Origin of the sequence: Pseudoalteromonas sp. 3D05, from assembly GCF_002723455.1 — a bacterium.
In the GTDB taxonomy this organism is placed as follows: domain Bacteria; phylum Pseudomonadota; class Gammaproteobacteria; order Enterobacterales; family Alteromonadaceae; genus Pseudoalteromonas.
This window is the reverse complement of record NZ_PDUS01000003.1, coordinates 63,905-76,192: the sequence shown is the minus strand read 5'-3', so window position 1 is coordinate 76,192 and position 12,288 is coordinate 63,905. Positions and strand designations below refer to the sequence as shown.

The window sequence follows — 12,288 nt, the reverse complement described above, 5'->3', positions numbered from 1 at the left end:
TTTAACGGTAACAAAGCGAATATACTCGTCAATAACTGGCCTATTGCAAGTAAATTCAACACAGGTAGCGTTGAACGTAGCCGCTGGAGATAGGTCTATTATTCAGAGTTTAGGTTAACTATAAGAGGCTATACGATTATTTAAAAGTTAATCATTGTTTTAATCAAATTGGCTATCGTTATTTACGCAAGTTATTTGACCAAGATGATGGTACACGCTAACGTAGCTTTTCAAGTATAAGGGATACATCGCCCACCTACCTTTGAGGTATATGATGAGTTTAACAAATACACTTTCAAAAAATTGGTCAATGCTTTTTATTCGGGGCCTGATTGCGACTGTTTTGGGTGTTATTACCTGGTTTGCTCCAGAGGCATCGCTCAATATTCTGTTGTTCTTTTTTGCTGGATACTTTTTATTTGACGGCTTACTAAGAACGTGGGTTGCATGGAGTTCAAAACAACATAACCCATATTGGCGCTGGTTATTAATCGGAGGGGTTTTATCTTTCATTGCAGGGGCAGTCACTTTATTTGCTCCAAATATCACAGCCATACTGTTACTTTATTATGTTGCAGCGTGGGCCATTACGATAGGCGCTGTTGAAATACTTGTTGCCATTAAGCTTAGAGCTGAGATAACTGGGGAGTGGTTTTTAATTATTACTGGTGTCATTTCGGTTGTTTTTGGCTTGTACTTGGTTTTTAACCCCAGCGCCGGTATTCATACTTTGCTTTGGCTAGTTGCAACGTATGCTGTTGTTTTTGGTACTTTGATAATGGGCTTTTCGCTCAAATTAAAAAAGCTCGCAACACACGTTAATTGATTCCTTATACCCACACACCTAAAGGTGCTCAATTGTGTCTGTCACAGGGGCTTAAACTTAAGCTGTATTAACACCTATTATAGGAAGTAATAAGAATAAGAGTAAGCGCCTGTGTAAGCTCAACGATTGACATAGTTAAGGTATATACCAAAGCCAATTATCTATAACTTAAATTCAGCAACTAACCCATTTAACTGCTGAGACATTTCACTCAGTTGCTCACTTGATTGATGCGTATGCTTAGCCCCCAACTGTGTTTGTTCAGCAATGGCTGCGATCTCAGACACATTGTGACTGATGTTTGTTACAGCGGTTTGCTGTTCGCTGGTCGCTTGCGCTATTTCTTCATTAATAGTAAATAACACAAGTACGGCCTCATCGATACTTTGCAAAGTATGTGTACATTTTTGGCTTATTTTTAGACCTTCCTGCGTTGCGTTTTGTGCTTGTAGCATTTGTTCAACAGTAACCTGTACACGGGTCTGTAATTGCTCAATCATAGCTTCAATACTGCCTGTTGAGTCTTGGGTGCGTTTAGCCAGTGTGCGTACTTCATCAGCAACCACAGCAAAACCTCGTCCTTGTTCACCTGCCCTAGCCGCTTCTATTGCCGCATTTAACGCAAGTAGATTGGTTTGTTCCGCAACTTGCTTAATCACATTTAAAATATCACCAATATGTTCTGATGCGGCCTGTAATTCTAGTACTACAGATTGCGCTTGCTCTACATTGTGAGCAACTTGAGTAATTGAATTGAGATTATCTGCAACATGCTCTAGACCTTGCTTACTGAGCATTTCAACTTTTTGTGTGGTGTTTAAGCTTTGCTCTGTCTGGTTAGTAACAGAGAGAGCTTGTGAGCTAAGCTCTTCAATATTGTTTGCAACCTGCATTGTTTGCTGCTTTTGTTCGATAATTCCTACTTGTATTTGACTTGTTACACAAGCCAACTCTTCAGCTTGGGATGCGAGCGTACTGGTATTATTACTGATAATATTCAATACCCCTTTGAAGTCGTGATTCATCGCATTAAAAGCACGCGCCATACTGGATAGCTCATCTTTACCATGGCTTTTTAAAACAATAGTTAAATCTTTTGTCGCTGCTATGTCATTCATGGATAATGTTAGCTTTGCCAGAGGTTTAGTAATATTTCGCGCCACCAAAGAAGCCAAAATGATCAATAGTAAAACATAACCCAATGTGCTTATTACGCTAACTATAAGCATTTCTGTAAATTCTGACTCTATGTCATCTAAATATATCCCAGTGCCAACCACCCATTGCCCATAGTTTAAGCGCTGTACAAATGAAGACTTCTGTTCGAGCTCTGTTGAACCTGGCTTAGGCCACTGATAATAGACAAACCCATTGTTATACGCTTTAGCAGTGTTAACAAATTTAGTAAACGCAGTCGCAATAAATGGCTTTTCGTGTTCCGTCATTGATAAGGAGTTAAGTTGAGGTTTGATAGGATGAAGTACCATCTCTCCATTGAGGTCAAATACAAAAAAATACCCGCTTTCACCATAGCGAGAGCTTTCTACAATGCGTTTAATTTCACTCTCTAGTTTTTTAGGCGAATTACCATATGTATTTTGTAGTGCGGCAATCTGACTTTGTAGATTATTAATCAATAATTTGGCGCTGGCTTTTCGCTCTAACAGCATATGCTCTTTAAGGTCATAGGCACTGTGTATTTGTAAGATAAAAATGATGATACTTGCAAATGCAATTATCAGACGTAATTTTGCTGATACTTTTAAGTTATTCAAACAGTTGGTTAACAATTTCATGGTTTTTCCAAGTAATGACAACATAGAGCGAACTCTCATTAACACTTGAATTGTACCTTTATCTTCAACAATTTAAATAGCCGTATAGACTTTCAACTACCTAAATAAACCGACTATGCTTTAATGTATTGATAATTATTACCTTTTACACGAACCTCAAATGTAAACAACTGTAACCGAGGTTAGCGCCACAACGTAATTTGAGCTTCAATGATGCTTTTTGCGCGTCAATGCTATTTCACCATCAATATGAATATCGCGTTGTGGGAAAGAAATAACCACATTATGCGCTTCGAATATTTTATAAATACTAAATCGAATATCACTACGGACTTTTCTAAGCATGGTCTCCGATTCAGCACACACCCAAAAAACAGCATTAAACACCAGTGAACTTTCACCAAAATCATCAAAGAACACAGATGCTGCGGGAGCCGGTAAAATTGATGTGTTTTCATTAAGCACCTGCATAATTAGCTTTTCCACCAGCACCACGTCTGAACCATAAGCAACACCAACACTGACGGAAGAGCGTGCATTGCGATCTATCAAAGTCCAGTTTGTTACTGTGTTTTCTAATAACTGGCTGTTTGGTACTAGCATATGAACACCGTCGTTTCGACGGATCCGTGTTGATCGCGTTTTTATTGTTTCAACAACGCCTTTAGCAGTTCCAACTTCCAAGAAGTCTCCAATTCTAATCGGACGTTCCCACATCAGAATCCAACCACTTATAAAATTATTAATAATATTCTGTGCGCCAAAACCAACACCAATAGCAATAGCCCCTGAAACAAAAGCAAATGCAGTTAAAGGAATGCTCAGTACTTCTAAAGTTGTAAAAACAAGTATCGCAATGCAAAGTACTAAATAAATACGCGTAAATAATAGTACCGCATCAGGACTCAATTTTTGGGCCAGTAATGCCTTCTTAATTAGGCGCCCTGTTCGCGTGACCACAAACCACATCGCAAACAATATAAGGGGAACTTGAATTATTTTAGACACGGTAATACTGACTTCACCGTAAGTGAACAATACATAATTTAAATAGTAAGTAATTTTATCTAAGTTCATAGTGGTCCAAAATGAGCGTAAGTCAGCGTAGAAAAACTTCAATAAAGCCATAGTACGTCTAAAATACGTTATTGCTAAGGCCATTATGCTATTTATTGTAAAAGCACTAGGGCGTGTTGACCTTTCGTGATTAATTTTGCAGCAGTATGTTTGGTATTTAGGCAAGGCAGCGCCTAAGCAGTGTGGTTGTTCCTCATAAATAGGCGATAACGCAGTATAAATGCCAAACATGCGCTGCCCAAAGGGTTCTTCCTAGGGTCTACGATAAAAAATGACGTCGTGCAAACAATCAAATTTAAGCGGCTTTTAACACAAGACCGCTATTTTTATCCCTAAAACTTCTATTTTGCGCCCAACTGACTCATTAATTCGATAAACTTAATTGTATATAATCTAAAATTTGCTAAGTTAGTTGGTTAATGCCTTTATCACACTTTAAGGCTTATTCTTATATTGGAGCTTTTATGCGCAAATCTCTCATCGCTAGCACTATTGCTAGCGCTTTACTATTATCAGCTTGTAGTTCACAACAAGTTGAAGACTCAACTGAACAAGCAACGCAAGTACAAACAGTTAGTGTTGATAACGTTTTGATGAAGCCAAGCCCATTACAGTATATGGCGCCAGAATTTGATAAGTTTGGCACTAAAGACTATGAACCTGTATTCGATGCAGGTATTGCACAGCAAAAAGCTGAAATTGCAGCCATCGCAAATAATCCTAAGCCGGCTACTTTTAAGAACACTTTAGTCGAACTTGAACTCTCAGGTGAGCTACTCGATAGAGTATCAACAGCATTTTACAACTTATCTGGCTTAATCTCTGATAGTGAGTACCAACGTATTGCTGCGAAGATGGCTCCTGTGCTTTCTGCTCACTCAGACGATATTTACCTTAATAAAGCGTTGTTTCAACGTGTTGAAAGCATTTACAACAACAAAGCTAAGTTAAGTGCAGAAGATCAAAGACTTGTCGATTTTTATTACACTAAGTTTGTCAATGCTGGCGCAAAACTTGATGAAACTCAAAAATCAAAGATGCGTGAAATTAACGCGGAACTTGCAAAATTATCAACGGCTTTCTCACAAAATGTTTTAAAGTCATTTAAAGAAGATGTGATTCTAGTAACAGATAAAAGCGAACTTGCTGGCCTATCTGAAGGACATATAGAGAGCTTAGCCGCTGCCGCTAAAAAAGCAGGCAAAGAAGGTTACATGATCACGCTTGTGAACACCACTCAGCAGCCAATTTTAAGCAGCCTAGAAAACCGTAAACTACGTGAGCGTATTTTCAAAGCATCTGCAACACGTGCACAAGATACAAATGGCCCTATCATCATCAAAGAAACCAACTTACGTGCACAAAAAGCGGAGTTGTTAGGTTATAAAGACTGGGCATCCTATGTAATGACTACCAGAATGGCTAAAACGACCGAGAATGTATACGGCATACTTGATGACTTAGCGCCAAAAGCTGTTCACAAAGCGAAAGCTGAAGCGGCTGAAATTCAAAAAGTAATTGATGCATCAGGTGAAACTTTTGCTTTACAACCTTGGGACTGGGCATTTTATTCAGAAAAAGTCCGCCAAGCTAAATATGACTTAGATCCAGCGTTAGTTAAGCCATACTTTGAAATGCAATCTGTTATCCACGACGGCATGTTCTTCGCAATGGAAAAACTGTACGGTATTACGTTTAAAGAGCGTAAAGATTTACCGCTTTATCACGAAGACGTAATGGCATTTGAAGTATTTGACGCTGATGGCAGCGCAATTGGCTTGTTCTATATGGACCCGTATGCACGTGAAGGTAAACGTGGCGGTGCATGGATGAGTGCATACGTTGGCCAAAGTGGCTTAAAAGGCACAAAACCAGTTATTTATAACGCGCAAAATATTCCTAAGCCTGCAGAAGGTCAACCAACCTTAATGACCTTCTCTGAAGTAACGACCATGTTCCATGAATTTGGTCATGCAGCGCACGGTTTATTCTCAGACGTTAAATACCCAAGCCTTGCAGGTACTGCAACAGCACGTGACTTTGTTGAGTTCCCGTCACAAGCTCACGAAGATTGGAATATTGAACCAACAGTGCTTGCGAACTACGCTAAACACTACAAAACGGGGGAGCCAATCCCAAAAGAGCTTCTGGATAAAGTACTAGAGTCACAAAACTTTAACCAAGGTTTTGGTACAACTGAGTATTTAGCAGCTGCATTACTTGATATGGAGTGGCACTCATTTGGTTCTGACACTGAAATCACTGATGTTCAAAAGTTTGAACACGAGGCCCTAGAAAAGCACGGTATTGCTTATTACCCAGTACCTCCACGCTATAAGTCTTGCTACTTTAGCCATACTTTTGCTGGTGGTTACTCTGCGGGTTACTACGCCTACCTTTGGACTGAAGTATTTGCAGCCGATGCATTTGCTCATATGACTGAGCAAGGCGGCCTTACTCGTGAAAACGGTGATAACTTCCGTAAAGAAATTTTATCAAAAGGTAACAGCCGTGACTTAATGCAAAGCTACATTGAGTTTCGTGGTCAAAAGCCAACTACAGACGCATTACTTAAGCGCCGTGGTTTAGTAGAATAATAACTACTTAATTTAGTAATAAAGCCCGCACACTGTTGCGGGCTTTTTGTTATAGTAAGGCTTTAAAATTACTGATGTAAAATCATGACCTACCTTTTCACAACTACCCTACTTTGGGCTTTTTCGTTTAGTTTAATCGGCGTGTATTTGGCAGGCCAGGTTGATGCATGGTTTAGCGTGTTAATGCGTGTAGCCTTAGCAACATTAGTATTTTTACCGTTTTTAAAGTTTACAACCATACCCAAGGTAGTCATTACAAAGCTCATGCTAATTGGCGCAGTACAACTAGGTGCCATGTATGGCTTTTATTACCACTCTTTTTTATACCTCAGCGTGCCCGAAGTATTACTCTTTACTGTAATGACACCTTTATATATCGCACTGTTAAACGATGTACTTGAACGGCGCTTTAACCCCCAATATTTGTTTGTCGCACTGTTGGCAATTGCCGGAGCGGTGGCTATTCGCTATCAAGGTATTGATGAGCATTTTGTTACAGGGCTATTACTGGTTCAAGCTGCAAATATTTGCTTTGCCACCGGGCAAGTCACCTACAAACGCTTAATGGCTGGCAGTGAGCTACCACAACGTACTGTGTTTGGTTGGTTTTTTGTTGGCGCACTAATTGTTGCATGTGTATGTTTTGCTCTATTTGGTGATACCAGCAAGCTTCCCACCACCAGCACCCAATGGGGAATTCTTATTTACTTGGGCGCAATTGCCTCTGGCTTTGGTTATTTTGCATGGAACAAAGGGGCAACTCAGGTTAACGTTGGCGGCTTAGCAGTCATGAATAACTTACTCATTCCCGCCGGGATTTTGGTTAATGTTATTATTTGGAATCGCGAGGCCGACCTTATAAAGCTCAGTATTGGGGGCGCCATTATTGTGTTAGCACTGCTTTTAAATCAGTACCTTAATAGAAATGCCACAAATAAAGCCTAGACTGTCATTAGTTAATTGTGAGGGTTTTATGAAATTACTGATTTGTACATCTTTGATACTATTATTGAGCGCCTGTAGTCAAACACCGCAAGGCTCAAATGTTCAAGTGGGCTCTAGGCCCTATTATCTTATTAACAAGATGCCAACCAGTGAGTTAAAAACACAACTGCAAGCATGCAGCGAAGGCCCTTTTTACAAAACAGACTTTTCCATTGGTCATCGTGGTGCGCCGATGCAATACCCTGAGCATACTGAAGAGTCTTATGTCGCAGCAGCGCGAATGGGCGCGGGTGTTTTAGAGTGCGATGTAGCTTTTACCAAAGATAAAGAACTGGTGTGTCGCCACTCCCAATGTGATTTACATACCACCACCAATATTTTAGCCGTGCCGGAACTAGCCGCAAAATGCACCGTGCCATTTCAACCTGCAAAGAGCGGCCAACCAGCTCAAGTAAAATGCTGTACCAGTGATATTACCCTCGCTGAGTTTTTAACACTGAAAGGTAAAATGGACGGCGCCAATAACCAAGCCACCACAATCGCTGAGTATTTGAATGGTACGCCTAGTTGGCGCACTGATTTATACGCAAGTAATGGCACACTAATGAGCCATAAACAAAGCATTGCCCTATTCAAGCAGCTGGGCGTAAAAATGACCCCAGAGCTAAAATCACCGCAAGTACCAATGCCGTTTAATGGCTTTACACAGGCTCAGTATGCGCAAAAAGTGCTGGATGAATACACTGAACAAAATGTGCCGAGTGAACATGTTTTTCCCCAGTCATTTAATCTTGATGACGTAAAGTATTGGATAAACAATAATCCTGAATTTGCAAATAACAGCGTGTACTTAGATGGTCGCGACGAAACAACTAATTTCGACCCAAACAACCCTGCTACTTGGCAACCAAGTATGACTGAGCTCTATAATGACGGCATACGTATTCTTGCTCCACCGATTTGGATGCTATTAACTGTTGATAACAACAAACAGATTGCGCCATCCCTTTACGCTACTTCCGCTAAAGCCGCAGGACTTAAACTTATAGCATGGAGCCTTGAACGCTCTGGCCCACTTGATAACGGTGGTGGCTATTACTATCAATCAATAAAACAGGCAATTAATAACGATGGCGATATGATGAAGGTGGTTGATGTATTAGCTCAAGATGTGGGCGTAATAGCTATATTTTCAGATTGGCCTGCAACGGTGAGTTATTATGCCAGTTGTATGAATATGGCAAACAGTGAGTAATGCGTAATGCTTTGCTATGATAAGCTAATTTTCCCTCTAAAGGCGCATTATGATTATTCAGCATCAAAGCCATGATATCGAAACAGCAACAGGTACTATGCGTACCAGTGTTTATCGCCCTCAAGCCGATGGTAAGTTTCCGGCAATCATTTTTTACTCTGAGATTTTCCAACAAACTGCCCCGATAGCACGCAGCGCTGCACTTTTAGCAGGTCACGGCTTTGTGGTATTAGTGCCAGAAGTGTTTCATGAGTTAAACCCTTTAGGAACTGTGCTTGCATACGACGATGAAGGTAAAGACAAAGGCAACGCTGATAAATGGGCAAAGCCACTTGAATCTCATGACAGTGACACCCAAGCGTTAATCGATTTTGCGCAAACACAAGATTATTGTACTGGCTCTGTGGGCGCTATGGGTGTCTGTATTGGTGGGCATTTAGCTTATAGAGCTGCACTAAACCCAGCAATTAAAGCAGCCTTTTGCTTATATGCTACCGATATTCACAGCGATACCCTACCAGCAGCGACAGGCAATAATTCGTTCGAACGTATGGCTGACATTCAAGGTGAAATTCACTTTATTTGGGGTAAGCAAGACCCGCATGTGCCACAGGAAGGCCGCAATAAAATCTACCAACAAGCAGTGGCTACTAATATCAACTATCAATGGCAAGAAGTGAATGCACAACACGCTTTTATGCGCGACGAAGGGGCGCGTTACGACCCTGCTCTTGCAATTGCGATGTATCAGCAAGCGGTGGCATTATTTAGTCGTACTTTGTATACCTAAACCACCTCAAGATGCGAGTTTCAGTTGGGATTAAAAGCGATTTAGGCAAGGCATAGATTGCAAGTAATAATGGTTCTATTGTTAAAATCTATAACGCAGTTTAAATTGCTTTTAAACCAACCCATAGGGCGTTTCGCTGGGACTTACTCTCATCGTTGTTACTTCTTAAAAGGGACTGCCATTCTTGCAAAGTAACGCCTTGATATTAAGCCCCTGTGAAACGCTGAATTCTGCATCTTGAGGTGGCTTGGGTATACTTATTTTAAGCAATCAGCTGGCTACTGCGTTAGTTACTTTTAAGCATACCCAAAGCGGTGTGCTTTTTTACAAAGTAATTTTTAAGGTAATCAATAAAGAGGCGTAACTTCTTAGACCCTGCACCGCCGGGCGGAAATACGCCATAAAGCTCTATATCTTTGCTTTTATAATCATCTAACACTATCTCTAATAAACCAGCTTGTACTTTAGGCCAAGCATCATAAAGAGGAATTCGTCCAATGCCGTGCCCAGCTTCAACAAACGCGGTACGTGCTGCGGCATTATTGGTGCTTAACCCTCCTTGCATAATTACACTGTATTTTTTGCCGTCTTTTTGTAATGTCAGTGTTTTGCTCCCGAGCTGATACACCACCCATTTATGTGCTTTTAGTTGCTCCGGCGTTTTAGGCTTACCAAAGTGAGCAAAGTAATCTGGCGAGCCACAAATACACGTGCTCATTACAGTCAGCTTGGTTGCCTGTAAGTTTGAATCATCAAGAGCGACCCCTCGTAGAGCAAAATCAAACCCACCTTTAATAATATCAATAACTTCATCGCTTAACTGTAAGTCGATATCGATTTTTGGGTATTGGCGTTTAAAGTCATTAATAGCCGGTACTATCAGTTGCATGCCAACATTTACGGGGCAGCTTATTTTTAATAACCCCTGAGGCTCATTTTTAATGTTTTCTATTTGTAAGTTTGCAGCATTCGCTTGCTCTGTAATAACCCGGCAACGCTCATAATAGGCAATCCCCGCTTCTGTTAATGCCATGGTCCGTGTCGAGCGATTTAGCAAACTCACTTCGAGTTGAGTTTCGAGTTTTTTTAAATGATAGCTCGCCACAGCGCGGGTTAAACCTAACTGTTTTGCCGCAGCCGTTAAGCTGCCTTGCTCAACAATTTGTGCAAAAACCACCATACTTTTTAATTGTTCAAACGAAACTTTCATAGTCACTCCAACTTCAAACTCATTTATACCCAAACTACCTCAAGATGCGAGCGTCGTTGGAATTAAAAGCGATTTAGGCAAGGCATTGATTGCAAGTAATAGTGGTTCTATTGTTAAAATCAATAACGCAGTATAAATCGCTTTTAAACCAACCCGTTGGGCGTTCCACAGAGACTTACTCTCATCGTTGTTACTTCTTAAAAGGGACTGCCATTCTTGCAAAGTAACGCCTTGATATTAAGCCCCTGTGAAACGCTGAATTCTGCATCTTGAGGTGGTTTGGGTATACTGTATCAATTTTTAAATCAATAAAGTTAAATTTATCATCGTTGTTTAAGCTCACCCTCGCGCATATAGTAATTAACAGATTAAAATTCATTTCATCAGAAGGAATATCGTTATGGCTAAAAAAATACTTATGGTTCTTACTTCACATGCTGATTTAGGCAATACAGGTGAAAAAACAGGGTTTTGGGTAGAAGAATTCGCAGCCCCTTATTATGCCTTTATCGATGCGGGTGCAGAAGTAACCTTGGCATCACCTGAAGGTGGTCAGCCACCTATTGATCCGACAAGTACACTAGCCGACTTTGAAACGGATGCTACTAAACGTTATGACAACGACAGTGCAGCAAAAACATTGATGGCTAACACCCAAATTTTAAGCGAAGTAAACGCCAGCGATTTTGATGCAGCATTTTACCCAGGCGGCCATGGCCCACTATGGGATTTAGTTGATAACGCTGACTCAATTAACTTAATTGAGAACTTTATTCAGCAGCAAAAACCTGTTGCCGCGGTTTGCCATGCGAGCGCTGCATTTTTAAATATTAAAGATACAGATGGTAATGCATTAGTTGCAGGTAAAAAAGTAACAGGCTTTAGTAATACAGAAGAAGCAGCAGTACAACTTACTGACATTGTGCCATTTCTAGTCGAAGACGAGCTAATTAAAAAAGGTGGCGATTATCAAAAAACGGATGATTGGGGTGTACTTGCACTAGAAGACGGCCTTGTGATCACAGGTCAAAACCCAGCAAGTTCTGAGCTGGCCGCTAAGAAGCTATTAACCAAATTAGGTTAACTATTCATTTTAAAGCCTTGCTCTAATGCAAGGCTTTTCAATACAACCTTAAGCTAGGTATACTCAGGTAAATGTTATTTTAATTAAGTTTATCTATGCCAAGCAATAGCAACTCATCTCGCATTCCCCCTCTGAGCAGTAAGCGCTTTACCCTCATCGGCATTATTTTACTGTGTACTGTATTACAAGTTGTTAATAGCTTGCCTGGTATAAACCTAAATGGTTTAGGTATATACCCACGCAGCCTTAGTGGTTTGACTGGAATCTTTTTCGCCCCCTTCTTACATGGTGGTTGGGCACACTTAATAAGTAATTTAATTCCCTTTGCAGTACTTGGCTGGTTAGTTTGCCAATACAGTATTAAGCGATTTTGGTTGGTGTTTATTTTTACAGCCTTAGGCGGTGGTTTGCTGGTTTGGTTATTTGGACGTGGCAATATTCATGTTGGGCTAAGTGGCGTATTGTATGGCTTATGGGGCTTTTTAATTTGCTATGGTCTTATGCTTCGCTCCTTCAAAGCAATTGTTATTAGCGTTGTCGTGGTATTTTTGTATAGTGGATTTATCTGGGGTGTGCTGCCTCAACGTCCTCATGTTTCGTTCGAAAGTCACCTCTTTGGTGCCATAGCAGGTGTGTTAATCGGCTACTACTTAGCGAAAAAAGATAAAGTGTCTTTAACCTTTAAACGCTAACGCTCTAAGTAACTAA

Annotated in this window: 11 protein-coding genes; 7 read left to right on the top strand and 4 right to left on the bottom strand. The window is 40.6% G+C overall.

Annotated elements, in window-relative coordinates; translation table 11 throughout:
• The first annotated feature begins 271 nt into the window (after nt 1-271).
• Nucleotides 272-826, top strand: coding sequence for a DUF308 domain-containing protein (locus tag CSC79_RS04520; RefSeq protein WP_237113956.1), 555 nt, complete (start codon nt 272-274; stop codon nt 824-826).
• Between the two features lie 161 nt (nt 827-987).
• Here the strand turns inward: CSC79_RS04520 and CSC79_RS04515 are convergent, their stop codons facing one another.
• Together CSC79_RS04515 and CSC79_RS04510 are read right to left on the bottom strand one after the other, a co-directional pair.
• Nucleotides 988-2,622 (bottom strand): methyl-accepting chemotaxis protein, encoded by a 1,635-nt coding sequence (locus CSC79_RS04515; protein WP_099294502.1) that lies wholly within the window; start codon nt 2,620-2,622, stop codon nt 988-990.
• A gap of 207 nt (nt 2,623-2,829) precedes the next feature.
• The gene (locus CSC79_RS04510) at nt 2,830-3,699 is read right to left on the bottom strand and encodes a mechanosensitive ion channel domain-containing protein (protein WP_099294839.1); all 870 of its coding nucleotides are present in this window, start codon (nt 3,697-3,699) and stop codon (nt 2,830-2,832) included.
• 464 nt (nt 3,700-4,163) lie between these two features.
• Between CSC79_RS04510 and CSC79_RS04505 the strand changes: the two genes are divergently transcribed.
• The 4 genes from CSC79_RS04505 (at nt 4,164) to CSC79_RS04490 (ending at nt 9,286) form a co-directional block, all read left to right on the top strand.
• On the top strand, nt 4,164-6,296 hold the full coding sequence (locus CSC79_RS04505) for a M3 family metallopeptidase (protein ID WP_099294500.1): 2,133 nt from the start codon (nt 4,164-4,166) through the stop codon (nt 6,294-6,296).
• A gap of 84 nt (nt 6,297-6,380) precedes the next feature.
• Nucleotides 6,381-7,241: a carboxylate/amino acid/amine transporter gene (locus tag CSC79_RS04500; RefSeq protein ID WP_099294498.1), complete on the top strand. Its 861-nt coding sequence runs from the start codon at nt 6,381-6,383 to the stop codon at nt 7,239-7,241.
• A gap of 28 nt (nt 7,242-7,269) precedes the next feature.
• Entirely contained in the window at nt 7,270-8,496 is a 1,227-nt protein-coding gene (locus CSC79_RS04495) for a glycerophosphodiester phosphodiesterase family protein (RefSeq protein WP_099294496.1), read from the top strand.
• A 49-nt stretch (nt 8,497-8,545) separates the two neighbouring features.
• The gene (locus CSC79_RS04490) at nt 8,546-9,286 is read left to right on the top strand and encodes a dienelactone hydrolase family protein (RefSeq protein ID WP_099294494.1); all 741 of its coding nucleotides are present in this window, start codon (nt 8,546-8,548) and stop codon (nt 9,284-9,286) included.
• A 286-nt stretch (nt 9,287-9,572) separates the two neighbouring features.
• On the opposite strand, the gene CSC79_RS04485 is transcribed toward CSC79_RS04490, so the two are convergent.
• Together CSC79_RS04485 and CSC79_RS20165 are read right to left on the bottom strand one after the other, a co-directional pair.
• Nucleotides 9,573-10,496 (bottom strand): LysR family transcriptional regulator, encoded by a 924-nt coding sequence (locus CSC79_RS04485; protein WP_099294492.1) that lies wholly within the window; start codon nt 10,494-10,496, stop codon nt 9,573-9,575.
• 39 nt (nt 10,497-10,535) lie between these two features.
• A complete protein-coding gene (locus tag CSC79_RS20165) occupies nt 10,536-10,718 on the bottom strand; it encodes a hypothetical protein (protein WP_237113955.1) in 183 nt (60 codons plus the stop codon).
• Between the two features lie 178 nt (nt 10,719-10,896).
• Here CSC79_RS20165 and CSC79_RS04480 point away from each other — a divergent pair, with 178 nt between their 5' ends.
• Both CSC79_RS04480 and CSC79_RS04475 read left to right on the top strand, forming a co-directional pair.
• Entirely contained in the window at nt 10,897-11,580 is a 684-nt protein-coding gene (locus CSC79_RS04480; protein ID WP_099294490.1) for a type 1 glutamine amidotransferase domain-containing protein, read from the top strand.
• 95 nt (nt 11,581-11,675) lie between these two features.
• On the top strand, nt 11,676-12,272 hold the full coding sequence (locus CSC79_RS04475) for a rhomboid family intramembrane serine protease (RefSeq protein WP_099294488.1): 597 nt from the start codon (nt 11,676-11,678) through the stop codon (nt 12,270-12,272).
• The last annotated feature ends 16 nt before the right edge of the window (nt 12,273-12,288 follow it).

What these genes read in the sequence shown, in the direction of transcription:
- CSC79_RS04510 (WP_099294839.1), bottom strand. Translation starts at nt 3,699, where the DNA reads ATGAACTTAGATAAAATTACTTACTATTTAAATTATGTATTGTTCACT.
- CSC79_RS04515 (WP_099294502.1), bottom strand. Translation starts at nt 2,622, where the DNA reads ATGAAATTGTTAACCAACTGTTTGAATAACTTAAAAGTATCAGCAAAA.
- CSC79_RS04485 (WP_099294492.1), bottom strand. Translation starts at nt 10,496, where the DNA reads ATGAAAGTTTCGTTTGAACAATTAAAAAGTATGGTGGTTTTTGCACAA.
- CSC79_RS04480 (WP_099294490.1), top strand. Translation starts at nt 10,897, where the DNA reads ATGGCTAAAAAAATACTTATGGTTCTTACTTCACATGCTGATTTAGGC.
- CSC79_RS04495 (WP_099294496.1), top strand. Translation starts at nt 7,270, where the DNA reads ATGAAATTACTGATTTGTACATCTTTGATACTATTATTGAGCGCCTGT.
- CSC79_RS04505 (WP_099294500.1), top strand. Translation starts at nt 4,164, where the DNA reads ATGCGCAAATCTCTCATCGCTAGCACTATTGCTAGCGCTTTACTATTA.
- CSC79_RS04500 (WP_099294498.1), top strand. Translation starts at nt 6,381, where the DNA reads ATGACCTACCTTTTCACAACTACCCTACTTTGGGCTTTTTCGTTTAGT.
- CSC79_RS04475 (WP_099294488.1), top strand. Translation starts at nt 11,676, where the DNA reads ATGCCAAGCAATAGCAACTCATCTCGCATTCCCCCTCTGAGCAGTAAG.
- CSC79_RS04520 (WP_237113956.1), top strand. Translation starts at nt 272, where the DNA reads ATGATGAGTTTAACAAATACACTTTCAAAAAATTGGTCAATGCTTTTT.
- CSC79_RS04490 (WP_099294494.1), top strand. Translation starts at nt 8,546, where the DNA reads ATGATTATTCAGCATCAAAGCCATGATATCGAAACAGCAACAGGTACT.